This is a genomic window from Flavivirga abyssicola, from assembly GCF_030540775.2.
GTDB classification, from domain to species: Bacteria; Bacteroidota; Bacteroidia; order Flavobacteriales; family Flavobacteriaceae; genus Flavivirga; species Flavivirga abyssicola.
Genome location: NZ_CP141266.1, coordinates 4493819 through 4509981, shown reverse-complemented (window position 1 = coordinate 4509981; position 16163 = coordinate 4493819). Strand labels below are relative to the sequence as shown.

12 protein-coding genes are annotated in these 16163 nt (G+C 33.1%); 9 read left to right on the top strand and 3 right to left on the bottom strand.

Going from position 1 to position 16163, the window contains the following annotated elements; genetic code table 11:
* Window positions 1-6 precede the first annotated feature (6 nt).
* From Q4Q34_RS18870 to Q4Q34_RS18840, 7 genes are all read left to right on the top strand, one after another.
* The gene (locus Q4Q34_RS18870) at window positions 7-1026 is read left to right on the top strand and encodes an XdhC family protein (protein ID WP_303317974.1); all 1020 of its coding nucleotides are present in this window, start codon (window positions 7-9) and stop codon (window positions 1024-1026) included.
* Between the two features lie 167 nt (window positions 1027-1193).
* Window positions 1194-1820: a nucleotidyltransferase family protein gene (locus Q4Q34_RS18865; RefSeq protein WP_303317973.1), complete on the top strand. Its 627-nt coding sequence runs from the start codon at window positions 1194-1196 to the stop codon at window positions 1818-1820.
* Between the two features lie 60 nt (window positions 1821-1880).
* Window positions 1881-4178 (top strand): FdhF/YdeP family oxidoreductase, encoded by a 2298-nt coding sequence (locus tag Q4Q34_RS18860; protein WP_303317972.1) that lies wholly within the window; start codon window positions 1881-1883, stop codon window positions 4176-4178.
* Window positions 4179-4335: 157 nt separating this feature from the next.
* A complete protein-coding gene (gene nirB, locus Q4Q34_RS18855) occupies window positions 4336-6855 on the top strand; it encodes a nitrite reductase large subunit NirB (protein ID WP_303317971.1) in 2520 nt (839 codons plus the stop codon).
* Window positions 6856-7166: 311 nt separating this feature from the next.
* Window positions 7167-7544 (top strand): nitrite reductase small subunit NirD, encoded by a 378-nt coding sequence (gene nirD, locus Q4Q34_RS18850; RefSeq protein ID WP_303317970.1) that lies wholly within the window; start codon window positions 7167-7169, stop codon window positions 7542-7544.
* A 177-nt stretch (window positions 7545-7721) separates the two neighbouring features.
* Window positions 7722-8306, top strand: coding sequence for a DUF4202 domain-containing protein (locus tag Q4Q34_RS18845; RefSeq protein ID WP_303317969.1), 585 nt, complete (start codon window positions 7722-7724; stop codon window positions 8304-8306).
* 11 nt (window positions 8307-8317) lie between these two features.
* Window positions 8318-10132, top strand: coding sequence for an ATP-binding protein (locus Q4Q34_RS18840; protein WP_303317968.1), 1815 nt, complete (start codon window positions 8318-8320; stop codon window positions 10130-10132).
* Window positions 10133-10548: 416 nt separating this feature from the next.
* Here the strand turns inward: Q4Q34_RS18840 and Q4Q34_RS18835 are convergent, their stop codons facing one another.
* Window positions 10549-10848: a GIY-YIG nuclease family protein gene (locus Q4Q34_RS18835; protein ID WP_303317967.1), complete on the bottom strand. Its 300-nt coding sequence runs from the start codon at window positions 10846-10848 to the stop codon at window positions 10549-10551.
* A gap of 896 nt (window positions 10849-11744) precedes the next feature.
* Between Q4Q34_RS18835 and Q4Q34_RS18830 the strand changes: the two genes are divergently transcribed.
* Entirely contained in the window at window positions 11745-12404 is a 660-nt protein-coding gene (locus Q4Q34_RS18830) for a response regulator transcription factor (RefSeq protein ID WP_303318045.1), read from the top strand.
* A 357-nt stretch (window positions 12405-12761) separates the two neighbouring features.
* Here the strand turns inward: Q4Q34_RS18830 and Q4Q34_RS18825 are convergent, their stop codons facing one another.
* On the bottom strand, window positions 12762-13856 hold the full coding sequence (locus Q4Q34_RS18825; protein WP_303317966.1) for a serine hydrolase domain-containing protein: 1095 nt from the start codon (window positions 13854-13856) through the stop codon (window positions 12762-12764).
* A 114-nt stretch (window positions 13857-13970) separates the two neighbouring features.
* A complete protein-coding gene (locus Q4Q34_RS18820) occupies window positions 13971-14435 on the bottom strand; it encodes a hypothetical protein (RefSeq protein WP_303317965.1) in 465 nt (154 codons plus the stop codon).
* 283 nt (window positions 14436-14718) lie between these two features.
* Between Q4Q34_RS18820 and Q4Q34_RS18815 the strand changes: the two genes are divergently transcribed.
* Window positions 14719-16140 (top strand): MFS transporter, encoded by a 1422-nt coding sequence (locus Q4Q34_RS18815; RefSeq protein WP_303317964.1) that lies wholly within the window; start codon window positions 14719-14721, stop codon window positions 16138-16140.
* Window positions 16141-16163: the final 23 nt, after the last annotated feature.

Below are 16163 nucleotides of genomic sequence, written 5' to 3'. Positions count from 1 at the left end.
TCATCTATGACACATGAATTTAAAGACATCGTTAATCAGGCTGAAATAGCTAGAGAAAAAGGCATTAAATCGGTTTTAGCATCAGTCGTAGCTCTTAATGGCTCTTCCTATAGAAAACCAGGGGTGCGGATGCTTATTTTAGAAGATGGTAAAATGATTGGTGCCGTTAGTGGAGGCTGTGTAGAAAAGGAGATCTTGTTACAATCTGAATCTGTTTTTAAGACAGGACAATCTAAAATAATAACCTATGATGGTAGATATAGGTTAGGATGTGAAGGCGTTTTATATATTTTAATAGAAGTATTTGAACCAGATAACTCTTTTAAAGAAGTCTTTTTTAATGCTCTGGAAGAAAGAGAATCATTCGAAATTTGGTCATATTATAATAAAACAGAAGCGTTCGTTTCAGGAATAGGTTCTTGGGTAAAAATTAAAGGGGCGTTTTTTCCATTACAAAGCCATGCTAAAAAACTAAAAACAAATCATTCATTATCAATTTTTAAACAACATATGCCACCGTGTTTTAAGCTTGTTATTATTGGCGCAGAGCATGACGCGGTACAATTATGCAAATATGCTACTTTAACAGGCTGGGAGGTTGCTGTTGTTTCAGGACCATCAGAATCTAAATCAATTGCTAATTTTCCGGGAGCAATTAGCTTTCAGGCAGTTTCAGCAGAACATATGGAAACTACATCTATCGATGACCAGACAGCTATTGTATTAATGACCCACAATTTTGCTAATGATCTAAGGTATTTAGTGCAATTAAAAAATACAAACCCTGTGTATATTGGTTTATTGGGACCATTAAAACGAAGAGAAGATTTACTGTCTCAACTTATAGAATATTGTCCAGATATAGAAGATGATTTTCTAGATAGCATTCATGGTCCGGCAGGCATTAATATTGGTTCTGAAACCCCTCAGGAGATAGCAGTCTCAATTGTAGCAGAAATATTGTCTGTAGCTAGAAAACAAGACCCGATATCATTAAGTAAAAAAAAGGGTAAGATTCATTCTTAAATAGTTTTAATTAGTGAACTCATCTTGACTTTTTGTTTTTAACCGAAAATGAGATAAAATTTGTTCAGATGAGATGTTTTTTGCAAGGCATAGCAGTGCTAAGCATAAAAAAAGTAACAAAATATGGGCGAATTTTAGCCATTTTTTAGGAAATAGAAAAAGTCAAGATGAGTTCAGTGCCTAAACATACTTTAAATATCCCTATAGTCATTTTAGCGGCAGGAGCTTCAAAACGTATGGGAACTATAAAGCAATTATTATCGTGGGGAGAACACACACTTTTAGGGCATGCCATCCAAACAGCATTAAAAACAAATACAAAGGATATTTATGTTGTATTGGGAGCAAACTATCGTACTATTAAAAAAGAAATAGATAAGTTTCCTGTAACTATTATTAAAAACGATGCATGGGAATTGGGCTTGGGGAAATCTATAGCCTGTGCAGTTGATCATATTCTACAAGCAGAATCACATGTTGAAGGGATTCTTATTTGTTTGGCAGATCAGCCTTTTGTTGATACTGATTTTTTAAATACGTTGATTCAAAATTTTGTTCCAAATAAAAATAAAATTGTAGCAACTTCTTATAAAAATGGGTTTTCTGGTGTTCCGGTAATTTTTGATAAGGCATATGCATCCGAATTGTCTAAATTAATTGACGATAACGGAGCTAAATCACTTCTTAGGAAATATACCGCTTTAGTTGACACTTTTAAGCTTAAATTAGATAATATCGATATAGATAATAAAGAAGATTATGACCATCTATATAAAGTGAATTTTAAAAATTGATTTGTTTTTTTAAGTCCATTATATTTATGATCGATTAAATTCAAAATATAGTATCAAAGCATGAGCACATCTCCAGTAGATAAAGCAAATACACCAGAAGAATTCACAAATTTAAAAACCACAGAGCCAGCAAAAAACACTGGAGGTTTTAAAGCATTAAAATCAGCAATGATGCATGCTTCAAAATATATGAAACCATCTGAGGCTATTAAAATTTCAACTAAAATAAATCAAAAAGGAGGATTTGATTGTCCAGGTTGTGCATGGCCAGATCCGGACGATGACCGCTCATCATTAGGTGAGTATTGTGAAAATGGTATGAAAGCGATGTCTGAGGAGAGACAAAAGAAAACGATAGGTTATGAGTTTTTTGCAAATCATTCTGTTGAGGCACTTGCTAATTTATCCGATTTTGAAATTGGTAAATCGGGACGTCTTTCAGAACCCATGTTTTTGGCAGAAGGCGCTACTCATTACCAGCCCATATCTTGGAAAGCTGCTTTTGAAAAAGTAGGCAATCATTTAAATGCATTGAGTAATCCAGATGAAGCCGTTTTTTACACTTCAGGAAGAACAACAAATGAAGCCGCCTTTTTATACCAATTATTTGTTCGTGAGTTTGGAACTGCAAATCTCCCAGACTGTTCCAATATGTGCCATGAAGTTAGTGGTAGTGCCCTTTCTGAAACCTTAGGGATAGGAAAAGGTTCTGTAACCTTAGATGATTTGTATAAAGCAGAACTAGTTATGGTAATTGGTCAGAACCCAGGAACTAACCACCCCAGAATGCTTACGGCTTTAGAAAAATGTAAAAAGAATGGCGGAAAAATTATAGCAATTAATCCTTTACCGGAAGCTGGACTTATTAAATTCACGAATCCACAAAGTCCTATAAAACTATTAACGGGCGGTACTAAACTCGCTGATGTATTTGTGCCTATCACTATTAATGGAGATGTTGCTTTTGTTAAGGCTTTATTGCTTAAATTATTAGAAAAAGAAACATTAGAATGCAACGTATTTGATAAAGATTTTATCAATGAACATACACATGGTTACGATGCCTTTATTTCAGATTTAAAGCAATTTGATTTTGATGATTGTTTGGCTTTGTCTGGAGTGTCCAGATCGACTTTCAATGATGTTTTCGATTTAGTTTTAAACAAAAAAAAGATTATTATTTGTTGGGCCATGGGACTGACTCAGCATGAAAATGCAGTAGATAATATTCGTGAATTAGTGAATTTATTATTGGTAAAAGGTAGTATTGGAAAAGAAGGCGCGGGTACTTGCCCTGTTCGTGGCCATTCTAATGTACAAGGCGATAGAACGGTAGGAATTTGGGAAGCTGCACCACAAGCGTTTTTAGATAAGATAGAAAATAAATATGGCTTTAAACCAACTACAAAACACGGGTATTCGGTAATAGATGCTATAAAAGCCATGAATGAAAAAAAAGTCAAAGTATTCTTTGGTTTAGGAGGCAATTTTATATCTGCAGTTCCAGATACTAATTATTCTGCTCAAGGATTAGCTAATTGTAATTTAACAGTTCATGTAAGTACAAAATTAAACCGTTCACATTTAGTTACAGGTAAAGAAGCCTTAATATTACCTTGTTTGGGCCGTGCCGAAAAGGACTATCAAAAAACAGGAATTCAGACCCAAAGCGTGGAAAATTCCATGGGTATTGTGTCGTCTACCAAAGGTATTTTAGAGCCTTGCTCAGAGACCTTATTAAGCGAAGTGGCAGTGGTTTGTAATATTGCACATGCTACATTAAAAGAACGTTCTAAAATCAATTGGCTTCAATATAAAGATGATTATAATTTAGTTCGTGATGATATTCAAGAAGTAGTAGATGGTTTTCAGGATTACAACAAAAGACTTAAACAACCATCAGGTTTTTATTTACCCAATGGAGCAAGAAAAAGAAAATTTAAAACAGCTACAGGTAAGGCGAATTTTTCTTTAAATAAGTTGCCTAAGTGGAAGCTTAAAGATTCAGAATTAATTATGATGACTATACGTAGTCATGATCAGTTTAATACTACTATTTATGGTTTAGATGACCGTTATCGAGGTGTTTTTAATGAAAGACGAATTATTTTCATGAATCGAGAAGATATGAAAAATAGAAACCTTGAAGAGCATCAAGTAGTAAACCTGACTTCAGAATTCAATGGTAAAATTAGAAAAGCTAATAATTTTAAAGTTGTTGGTTACGATATTCCTAAAAATTGCTGCGCTACTTATTTTCCAGAAGCTAATGTATTGGTGCCCATAGATAGTTATGCGCATACAGCCAAAACACCGGCATCTAAAAGTATAATAATAACAGTTGCTGCTAATAAATAGTATGTGTAATTCTAATACCTGTTTTTTGCCTTATAAGTAATTATCCAGCTCTGAATTTGAGAAATCTTTAATAATTTGAAATTAACCTACAATTCACTTCGTTTATGTATTAAAAATTAAGTATAATTACTTAGTTTTGTGATTTAAATACGTAAATATGAAAAAAGTCATTGTAATCGGTAATGGTATGGTAGGCTATAAATTTTGTGAAAAATTTGTAGCTCAGGAAAACTCAAAAGATTTTAAAATTACAATTTTTGGAGAAGAACCTAGGCCTGCATATGATCGTGTTCATTTAAGTGAGTTTTTTGACAACCAGGATGCTAAAGCCCTGGAAATGGCTCCTAGAGAATGGTATGAGGAACAAGGTATAGAATTGATTACTAATGAGCGTATCACGGATATTCACCGTTCATCAAAGAAAATTACCACTGCAAAAGATGTAAATTATAAATACGACTATCTGGTATTAGCTACTGGATCTGTTCCTTTTGTGCCAAACATTAAAGGCATTGAGAAAAAAGGTGTTTTTGTTTATAGAACCATTGAAGATTTAGAGGCCATGCTTGCTTATGCAGATGCCATTCAAAAAGGCAAAACAGAGACTGTAAAAGCCGCAGTTCTTGGTGGTGGACTTTTAGGGTTGGAAGCAGCAAAAGCGGTTATGGATATGGGACTAGAGCCACATGTAGTGGAATTTGCGCCTAAATTAATGCCAAGACAATTAGATAGACGATCTAGTAAAGTATTACAAGAGAAGATTGAGTCCATAGGAATCAATGTACACCTTTCTAAAGCTACAAATAAGATTTTAGGAGAAGATGCCATTACAGGTATGGAGTTTGGTGAGTACGATAAGATAGATGTTGAAATGTTGGTGATTTCAGCAGGAATCAGACCTCGTGATGAACTTGGTAAAACCTGCGATCTAGCAATGGGAACTCGAGGCGGTATTGTGGTAAATAACAAAATGCAAACGTCAGACCCAGAAATATATGCTATTGGCGAGGTAGCACTTTACAATAATATGATTTATGGTTTAGTAGCCCCAGGTTATGATATGGCTGAGGTTGCCGTAAATCAAATTTTGGGGAATACCGATATTACCATGGTTGAGGATATTGATATGTCAACTAAATTGAAATTAATCGGTGTCGATGTAGCGAGTTATGGAGAACCGTTTATGCCAGTTGAAAAGGGATATTCTATCGTTTTTGAAAACAAAACAAAAAATCTATATAAGCGTATTAATGTTAGTCACGATGGTAAAAAATTATTAGGAGGTATTTTGGTTGGAGATGCGTCTGACTATAATATGTTACACCAGATTTATTTGAATGGTTTGCCAATTCCAGAGGACGCAGAAGAATTGATCGTTGGTGCCAGAGGAGAAGGCGAAGGAGGATTTGGTAGTGTGATGGATATTCCAGATGCTGCACAAGTGTGTTCTTGTGAGAGTGTTACCAAAGGAGATATTTGTTGCTCTATTATAGAAGGCGATTGTAATAATTTAGGGGATGTGATAGCTAAAACAAAAGCGACAACAGGTTGTGGAGGTTGTAATCCAATGGTAGTCGATTTAGTTAATGAGTCTCTTAAATCGTTAGGAAAAGAAGTTAAAGAAACCATTTGTGAACATTTTGATTTTAACAGACAGGAACTTTACGATTTAATAAAAATAAACAAAGTAAAAGATTATCAGGAGACTTTAAACCTATTTGGAGAAGGTCATGGTTGTGAGACTTGCAAACCATTAGTGGCTTCTATATTTGCTAGTATTAATATGGAAACGCCTAACCGACAAGTGGGTATTCAAGATACAAACGACAGGTTTTTAGCTAACATTCAACGAAACGGAACATATTCTGTGGTGCCAAGAATAGCGGGTGGAGAAATTACACCAGATAAGCTAATTGTTATAGGGCAGGTCGCTAAAAAATATGATTTATATACCAAAGTAACAGGAGGACAGCGTATCGATTTATTCGGTGCACAATTACATGAATTGCCTCTTATATGGAAAGAACTTATAGACGCTGGTTTTGAAAGTGGACATGCCTATGGTAAATCACTACGTACCGTTAAAAGTTGTGTAGGCTCTACATGGTGTCGTTACGGTATGCATGAAAGTGTTACCTATGCTATAGAAATTGAAAATCGTTATAGAGGCTTGCGTTCACCACACAAATTAAAAGGTGGAGTATCAGGATGTATTCGTGAATGTGCTGAAGCAAGAGGAAAAGATTTTGGATTAATTGCTGTAGAGGGTGGTTGGAATTTATATGTTTGTGGAAATGGTGGAGCCACACCAAAACATGCCGTACTATTTGCAGAGCAATTAGATGATGCAACAGCTATTAAATACCTGGATAGATTCTTAATGTTTTACATACGTACTGCTGGTCCTTTAGTAAGAACAGCTCCTTGGTTAGATAAACTGGAAGGTGGTATTGAGTATTTAAAGCAAGTGGTTATTGAAGATTCTTTAGGAATTGCTGAAGAATTAGAATTAGAAATGCAAGGTTTGGTAGATAAGTATGAATGTGAGTGGAAACAAGCCATTGAAAATCCAGAAATGATGAAACGTTTTAAACATTTTGTCAATTCTGATGATACAGATGATAACTTGGTGTTTGTACCAATGCGCGATCAAAAAATGCCTAAAGCTTGGAGTTGAATTTAGGGGTTTGAAGTTAGAAGCAAGAAGTTTGAAGTTTGAAGTTGGAAGTTGGAAGTTGGAAGTGGATACTGAAAACTAGTTGCGTTAGGGATTGAAGAGGAAATCCTTTTTTGTGGCTCCTGAACATTATTGAAAACAAACATATAGTATTTGAAATTAGCAGGTGAAATTTTTTGAAGGGTTAAATACAAAAAAGATTGTAACGGAAAGCCCGACCTTTTGCGATCCTGCAAGGTTTTGTTTTAACCTGGCAGGTATGAGTAAAAGGTAACGCCAAAATAAAATATATTGATTTAAAATTTAAAAATATGCAAGATATACTTAATCAATACGAAACAGTAGCAGAAGCCGATGTAAAAGAGTGGTTTAATGTAGGAGTTGTGTCCGATTTTCCAGAAAATAGTGGTGCCTGTATTAAATATAAAACAAAGCAAATAGCGGTTTATAATTTTACAAGAACATCGAAATGGTACGCTACACAGAACCTATGTCCACATAAAATGGAAATGGTGCTATCATTAGGTATGATAGGGGATAAAGATGATATTCCTAAAGTCGTTTGTCCTATGCATAAAAAGAATTTTTCTTTAGAGGATGGCTCCAATCTTGCAGGAGAAGATTTAAAAATAGCAACCTATCCTGTTAAAATTGAAGACGGAAATGTGTATATTGGCTTTTCTGATTAATGAACTAATCTTAATTTTTAGTTTTAAACCGAAAAGTTTGGCTTTTGTGCTGTAATAATGTTATTTTTTTTCAGCATAGCCTTAGCTACGGTGAAAAAAATAGCGAAATTAGAGCGCGAAATGTGAATTTTGCAGGAAAAAGTAAAAACTGAGAATAGTTCAAACACATTTAAAGAAATGAAGCCCACAAGATTTGAAACAAGTATAGCACTAATAGATAAAAAAAATGCTGAAGACATAAATACATATCACGTTTCTGGTATAGATTATCCCAAGGAATTATTGTATTCGCAGCGCATGTCTCGAAAATTACTTCAGTTTAATCCAAATGCTTCAAGAGCCCTTCAAATAGCAGCGCGTGCACAGCATATTTGTCGTTGGAAAATAGCGAGAGACGAATATCCTATGGATAGAGTAGGCTATTTAAAGTGGCGTGAAACACTTAAAAAAATGCATGCAGAGTTAACTGCAGAGATTCTAAACCAGGTAGGGTACGACAAGGTGTTTATTGATAGAGTTTCTTTGTTGATAAACAAGAAGTTAATCAAAAAGAATGAAGAATCTCAAGCCTTAGAAGATACTATTTGTCTAGTCTTTTTAGATTATTATTTCGAAGAGTTTGCTGCAAAGCACGATGATAAAAAGATTATAGACATTCTTAAAAAAACCTGGGTAAAAATGTCAGATAAAGGACATGAAGCTGCCCTACAAATTAAGTTTTCAGACAAAAGTTTGGCCTTAATAAAGCAGGCGATTGATTAATACCTTATAGTATGACTAAAAGCGGTAATTCTTTAGATCAACGTACGTTTGATAAACTAAGCCGTTTGTATATTATTGCATTAAGTACGGTAGCACTTTCAGTTATTATTAGTCAAATTCTTATTAGAAAGCATTTAAATGCTCAACAAAGTGATTCTACGGTAATTAATGTTGCAGGGAGACAGCGTATGTTGAGTCAGAAATTGACAAAAGAAGCTTTTTTACTTTCTATAGTAAGCAATCAAGAAAAGAGAGTTAAGTTAAAAAATGAGTTTAAACAGACCCTTCAACTTTGGGAGTCGTCTCATTATGCGCTTCAAAAAGGAAATGATAGTCTTGGATTACCAGGAAATAATAGCGCTGTTATTGTAAGTATGTTTAAAGATATTAATCCGTCTTTTAACGCCATAAGGAAAGCTTCTTCTTTAATTACAAAAAGCATTGAAAATAACCCATTAACTTCAAATTCAGAGTTTGAAGATGAATTAAAGATTATTCAAGAAAACGAACAGGTATTTTTACTGCAAATGGATCAAATTGTAAATCAATTTGATTTAGAGGCAGAAGAGAAAGTTGCCTGGTTACGTAATTTAGAAATGGTTTTGATGGCAATAACCTTATTGCTTTTATTAGCAGAATTGCTCTTTATATTCTGGCCAGCTGCTAAAACCGTAAAAAATAATCTTTCCGAATTATTAGAAGCAGAGAAGAAAGCTAAAAAAATGGCTTTTGATGCAGATGTTTTAAGTCAAGCAAAGGAAAAATCGGTAAAAGAATTAAGAGCATTGAGTCGTGCTATGGATGAAACTTTACTGTTTGCACGGATTTCCCCTGATGGTATTGTCACACATATGGGGAATAAGTTTTCTCGTTTGTTTAAATTTAGTAAGTTTAATACCAATGTCCTTTTTTCTGAAGTATTATCTATTCATGAAAATGAACAAGTCATTATAGATGATATTGTTTCTAAACATAAAAAAACAGGTTGGCAAGGTGAAGTTAAAGCCACTACCAAAGAAAATATTGAGGTGTGGTTAGAAATGTCTATCATTCCTTTTAGTCCTACCGATGATAAATCGGAATTATTAATTATAGCATCAGAAATAACTTCAAAAAAAGCAGGGCAAATAGAAATCGAGAGATTGACAAAAGCGAGCTTTGAGGAGAAGATGAGTCAGCAAAAAACCATTTCCAGTAAAATTATAGAAAATCAGGAAAAAGAGCAAAATCGTATTGCTAAAGATGTTCATGACGGTATCGGGCAAATGCTTACGGGGTTAAAGTATAACCTAGAGAGTATTGACATTAGCGATATAGATAAAACGGCTATAAAAATTGAGCACTTAAAAGAACTGACTTCTAAAATTATAAAAGGAGTAAGAACTGCTACATTTAATTTAACACCACCGGAATTAGCAGATTATGGTATTGTACCTGCAATAACTAAGCTAACACAGGAGCTGTCCAAGCTTACAGGGAAGCATATTGTGCTTTATAATAAGACGGATTTTGCAGAAAGACTGGATTCATTATCAGAGATTAACATCTATCGAATTGTACAGGAAGCGATAAATAATGCCATAAAATATGCCGATTCTACACATATCGCAGTATCATTGTCGCATAGTAAAGAAATACTTAGTATTGTTGTTGATGACGATGGTAAAGGTTTTAACCCTGATAAAGTTAAAAATATAAAAAATGGCGAAGGCGGTATGGGTATGACTTTTATGAAAGAACGTATTAAGTATATTAATGGCCGATTATTCCTTAATTCAGAAATAGGTAAAGGCACTAGAGTTACCTTGAATATTCCGTTAGTATAGTTATAGATTGTGTTTTATAGTCATGTCGACGATAGGAGACATCACATAATATTTTAAATAAAAAAGCGATCCCCTTTATGTGATTTCTCACTTCGTTCGAAATGACTAAGTGTATTAATTAGGCTCGATAGTCATGTCGACGATAGGAGACATCACATAGTATTTTAAATAAAAAAGTAATCATCTTTATGCGATTTCTCACTTCGTTCGAAATGACTAAGTGCGATTAATTAGGCTTGATAGTCATGTCGACATCAGGAGACATCACATAATATTTTAAATAAAAAAGTGATCAGCTTTATGTGATTTCTCACTTTGTTCGAAATGACTAAGTACATAAAATAGACTTGATAGTCATGTCGACATTAGGGGACATCACATAATATATAAATGTTAAAAATATCATATTCAAGCAATTAAAATATTTGATTATTCAAATTTTCCCATTTAGGATTAAAATCAGATACTAACTTATTTTTCTTTTCTCTCCTCCATTTTTTCAATTCTTTTTCTCTGGCAATACCAATTTTGGGATAATCAAAAGTTTTATAATAAACAAGATAAACACAACCATACTTGCCAGCAAAGGACTTTTTAGCATTTTGACTATCAAAATAATGTTGAGACAATCTGTTTTGAATATTATTGGTAAATCCGATATATAAAGTCGTTCGATATTTATTAGTTGTTATGTAAACGAAGTATTTGTGTAACATGAATTAAATATAATACTTTTAATTAAAAAGTAGGATTTGTCATACGATTTAATTTGAAATATTAAAAGCATCTCATAGTCATGTCGAACGAGTAGGAGACATCGCATAGTATTTTAAATAAAAAAGTAATCCTCTTTATGCGATTTCTCACAGTCGTTCGAAATGACTAAGTGTATTAATTAGGCTTGATAGTCAATGTCGACAATAGGAGACATTACATAGTATTTTTAAATAAGAAAAATGATCCCTTTTATGTGATTTCTCACTTCGTTCGAAATGACTAAGTGTGTTAATTAGGCTCGATAGTCATGTCGACATTAGGAAACATCACATAGTATTTTAAATAAAAAAGTAATCATCTTTATGTGATTTCTCACTTCGTTCGAAATGACTAAGTGTGTTAATTAGGCTCGATAGTCATGTCGACATTAGGAGACATCACATAGTATTTTAAATAAAAAAAGTGATCCTCTTTATGTAATTTCTCACAGTTGTTCGAAATGACTAAGTGTATTAATTAGGACTTGGTAGTCATGTCGACATTAGGAGACATCACATAGTATTTTAAATAAAAAAAGTGATCCTCTTTATGTAATTTCTCACAGTTGTTCGAAATGACTAAGTGTATTAATTAGGACTTGGTAGTCATGTCGACATTAGGAGACATCACATAGTATTTTAAATAAAAAAAATGATCCTCTTTATATGATTTCTCACTGTCGTTCGAAATGACTCAGAATGTAGAATTATCATTTTAGTTAATTGATAAACAAATCTTAATTTAGGCAATCACATAATAAGACTTGAGCTATGATGCCCTACATTTTCTCTATAATCCACATCAAAATACGTAGTTTTACTTAAAATTCTTATTTTTGTACTTATAATTCAAGTTTATAGATATGATTAACATCATTTTAGCAGACGATCACGAGTTAGTAAGAGATGGTATTAAGGCTCTTTTAGAAGACCAACAAGGCATCGAGGTTATAGATGAAGCTGCAGATGGTCGAGAAGCTTTAGAGGTTTTAGAACGCACCAATCCGGATTTGCTAATTGTAGACATAAGAATGCCTGAGCTTAATGGTATTGAAGTCGTAACAGAAGTAACAAAGACATATAAGAATGTAAAAACTTTAGTACTCTCTATGCATGACTCCGAAGAATATGTTGTTAAAGCGATTCAGGCTGGAGCAGATGGCTACTTATTAAAAGGAGCAAGCAAAGATGAATTCTTAAAGGCTATAAATAAAGTAGCTTCAGGCGGTAAATATTTTACAGGAGATGTATCTGCTATCATTATGAATAATTTTGTAAACGGAAATGTAACAAGTACTTCAAAGAAAGACCCAGTCGCAGACCCGTTTCATCTTACCAAAAGAGAAAAACAAATACTTAGTTTGGTTTTACAACTTAAAAACAATAAAGTAATTGCTGAAGAACTTCAGATAAGTAAGCGAACAGCCGAAGTACATCGTTTTAATCTCATGAAAAAATTAGATGTAAAAAACATTATGGAATTAAACAATAAAGCCAAAGAGTATCAGTTAATTTAAACTAACATGAGTTCGACATAAAATTTATAAAAAATAGACAAAAGTTCAATAAAATAAAGCCTGTCACCTTGAGCGCAGTCGAAAGGTTTTAATTAGGTTTCGACTTTAGTTTATACTGAGTACTTCGACTGCGCTCAGTATAAACTATAGCCGAAGTACTCAATCTGACATTTGAATATAATTAACTGATTTTCATTTAAATAAAACTAAGGTTGTATCGAATTCACGTTAAACTAATTAAATTCGTTACAAAAACCATTAAAAGCGTTACCAAAACAGTGTGTCTGTCATTTTAGAGATAAAAGTCTTAATGAACTTAAAATAAGATTTTAGTAACGATTACCATTGTACCCCTTGTTACTTTCCGCTCGTGAATGTTTGCAAGAATATATCCTTCATTATTACAAAAGGTAGTTTGTCTTCTTGAGAATTGTATGCACCTCCCGTAAAAATAGCAACCATATCTAATTCCGGAAGAACCATAATGTATTGTCCTCCGTTTCCTGTTGCTGTTTTAGAAGCAAATATTTTTCCGTTTGCTTTAAACGGAATATTCCACCATAAATAACCGTAATCAATTCCTGTAATTTTTGTTTTTGGAGTAGTTGATTTCTCAATCCATTTTTCGGATACAACTTGTTTTCCATTCCACTTTCCCTTATTAAGAATTAGTTGTCCAATTTTTGCCATATCTCGAGAAGTCATATATAACCTCTTGCCAGAAGGAATAATCTCTTTTTTGGAAGTATGACCCCAATTTACATTGTTTATCCCTAATGGGTTGAATAAATATTTTTCGGCAAATTTGTCGATCGTTATTCCCGAAGTTTGACTAATAATTTCAGTAGCTAAAATTTGTCCTATAGTACAATAATTTGAAACTGTACCGGGCTTATTAATCATTGGCAGATTTAAAAAATATTGTAACCAATCATTTTTTTTATATATTTTATCTTCTTGCCCTTTTGATTTTTTATCCCAATCATTGCAATCCAATCCAGTAGACATTGTTAATAAGTGTTCGATTGTAATTTCCTTTTTTCTTTCATCCAGATTTTTGGTCGGAACAAGGCTATTGAGGTATTTTGATATTGGGTCGTTTACATTTTTAACAAATCCTTTGTCGACTGCAATTCCCATTAAGATAGATGTTATGCTTTTAGTTGCAGAACGAAGATCATGTTGATTGTTTACTGAATTTTCACCAAAGTATTCTTCAATAATAATTTGGTCGTTTTTAACTAATAAAACACTATGAATTTTATTCTCTTTTATTTGTAGTTGATTGAATAATTTAATGATAAGTGTTGAATCAATATTTTGTGACTGCAAATCATTTGTTTTCCATCCGTCTTCAAGTTTTTTCGGCTTGGAATAGATATAAGTATTTTGAGCAGAGCAAAATGAGCTTACTAGTAAGATGAAAATTGTAAATATTGTTGGGTTTTTCATAATAAGGGGTAAAGGTCGTTGTAAGGAAGGCACGAGTTTGATAATGGCGGATTTTTCAAAAGAAAATCAGAATCTAGCAAAAGTACACTAACCTACACATTATTTTTTACGGTTTTAGCTGACGTTTTTTTCTTTATAATTCCGTTCAAACTCTCCGAATATTTTATTTAAATCAGTTCGTTCAGATTCAGTTATTTCATATTCTAAATCGTCTAAAACTTCTTTGATTACATAATATTCATCAAGGTTTTTGATTTTTCCTTTTTCGAGCACTTTTTTTGGCACATTTCTGATTTGGGAAGTCAAAATATTTATTGATGGGAAATTTTTAGAAATTAAACTGCTATTCAGTTCTGTTTTTATGTCTGTTGGTACATCTTTAAGTACAGTTAGAGAATCTCTTAAACCTTCTCTCAAACCTCTTCTAGCTAATGAATCACTTTCCTTTTCCCAATTCTGTAATACATTTATAGGCGAAAAATCCGCATTCGGATCCATTTTTGCATATTTAGCTTCAAATTCCCATATGACTTTGAAAACTCCTTTATAAAATTCGTAATTCGATTTATTAATTTTCATCGTTTTTCAAATGGCTGCCAACAATTAAATATAGATAATTGTCCATTTCCATATTATAAGACCAATATAGTAAATCTTTTATGCAGGCGTTAATAAGGTGAGTTATATTGAAGTTCTTTTTTTAGTAACCCTAAAAAAGTCCCCTTAATTTCTTCCTTTTTTACCAAATCCTCAAAATCCACTTTCAATAATTATCAATCTGATATTTATTCAAAATTACGTATTTGAATATTTTAAAATTACGTATAAATACTTAATTTTGTACGTATAAAAATACTTAATTATGAATACGCCTAAACAAACTAAGTCTACAAATTTAAATTTATTGAATTTTAAAAATGTATCCATACGTACATTTTGGATTACATCAATATCCTTTTTCATGTGCTTCTTTGCATGGTTTGGTATCGTTCCTTTTATGCCGGATGTTGTTAAAGATTTGGGCTTAACCCCAGACCAAAAATGGAATTCCATCATTTTAGCAGTTTCAGGAACCGTATTTGCTCGTTTACTTATTGGTAAATTATGTGATAAATACGGACCAAGAAAATGCTATACCTGGTTGCTAATTTTAGGAGCCATTCCTGTTATTCTGTGTGGATTGGTACAAACACCGCTTCAATTTTTAATATGTAGACTATTTATTGGTTTTATAGGCGCATCATTTGTTATTACGCAAGTACATACCTCTTTAATGTTTGCACCTAATATTGTTGGTACAGCGAATGCGACATCAGCAGGTTGGGGTAATTTAGGAGGAGGCGCTAACCGTTTGGGAATGCCTTTAATTGCAGCAGCAGTAGTAAGTTTTGGAGTAGCAGATGCTGAAGCTTGGAGATATTCTATGGTTATTGCGGGTATTATTTGTTTTTTAATGGGTATTGTGTATCATTTCTTCACACAAGATACACCCGAAGGAAATATTAGCGATTTAAGAGCTGCAGGTAAAACCATAGAAACTAAAAAGGATCAAGTTAAATTTTTAACTGTACTGAAAGATTATAGAATTTGGATACTCTTTGTAGTATATGCAGCTAGTTTTGGTATTGAACTTACGGTTTATGGTACTATGGATGATTATCTTCAGAATACCTTTCAATTAGAAAGACTTACGGCAGGTAATATTGTTTTGTCATTTGCTTTAATGAACATATTTGCCCGTACTTTAGGCGGATTTTTTGGTGACAAATTTGGAAAACTAAAAGGTTTGAGAGGGCGTGTATTATTCTTATCATTTATATTAACACTTCAAGGTATTATGCTGGTTACATTCTCATCAACAACAAGTATTACTATTGGGATTGTGTTTTTAATTTTATTTAGTTTATCAGTTCAAATGGCCGAGGGTGCTACATTTTCGGTGGTACCATTTATAAATAAAAAAGCAATAGGTGCAGTTTCAGGTATTGTAGGTGCAGGTGGAAATGTAGGCGCATTTCTTGCGGCATTATTGCTTAAATCTAAATCTGCTGTAGCAGAAAAAGCAGCCATAGCAGCCAATCAAGGGTTGGGAGAAGATGTTATAAATAGTGCGCAAGCCGCAGCATCATCAGCGGCAGTTTCTCAAGGCTATTTGGTAATTGGTTGTATTGTTGTAATTACAGGAGCAGTAGCTCTAGCAATTAAGTTTTCTAAAGAAGACGAAAAAATAGCAGATACAGAATTAAAACAATCACTAGGAAAATTAGCACCTGTAAATAGCTAATTTATGGCTGCGATTTTTATCAT

Coding starts and splice junctions, on each gene's coding strand:
- Q4Q34_RS18870 (WP_303317974.1), top strand. CDS start 7: ATGACACATGAATTTAAAGACATCGTTAATCAGGCTGAAATAGCTAGA.
- Q4Q34_RS18865 (WP_303317973.1), top strand. CDS start 1,194: ATGAGTTCAGTGCCTAAACATACTTTAAATATCCCTATAGTCATTTTA.
- Q4Q34_RS18860 (WP_303317972.1), top strand. CDS start 1,881: ATGAGCACATCTCCAGTAGATAAAGCAAATACACCAGAAGAATTCACA.
- nirB (WP_303317971.1), top strand. CDS start 4,336: ATGAAAAAAGTCATTGTAATCGGTAATGGTATGGTAGGCTATAAATTT.
- nirD (WP_303317970.1), top strand. CDS start 7,167: ATGCAAGATATACTTAATCAATACGAAACAGTAGCAGAAGCCGATGTA.
- Q4Q34_RS18845 (WP_303317969.1), top strand. CDS start 7,722: ATGAAGCCCACAAGATTTGAAACAAGTATAGCACTAATAGATAAAAAA.
- Q4Q34_RS18840 (WP_303317968.1), top strand. CDS start 8,318: ATGACTAAAAGCGGTAATTCTTTAGATCAACGTACGTTTGATAAACTA.
- Q4Q34_RS18835 (WP_303317967.1), bottom strand. CDS start 10,848: ATGTTACACAAATACTTCGTTTACATAACAACTAATAAATATCGAACG.
- Q4Q34_RS18825 (WP_303317966.1), bottom strand. CDS start 13,856: ATGAAAAACCCAACAATATTTACAATTTTCATCTTACTAGTAAGCTCA.
- Q4Q34_RS18820 (WP_303317965.1), bottom strand. CDS start 14,435: ATGAAAATTAATAAATCGAATTACGAATTTTATAAAGGAGTTTTCAAA.
- Q4Q34_RS18815 (WP_303317964.1), top strand. CDS start 14,719: ATGAATACGCCTAAACAAACTAAGTCTACAAATTTAAATTTATTGAAT.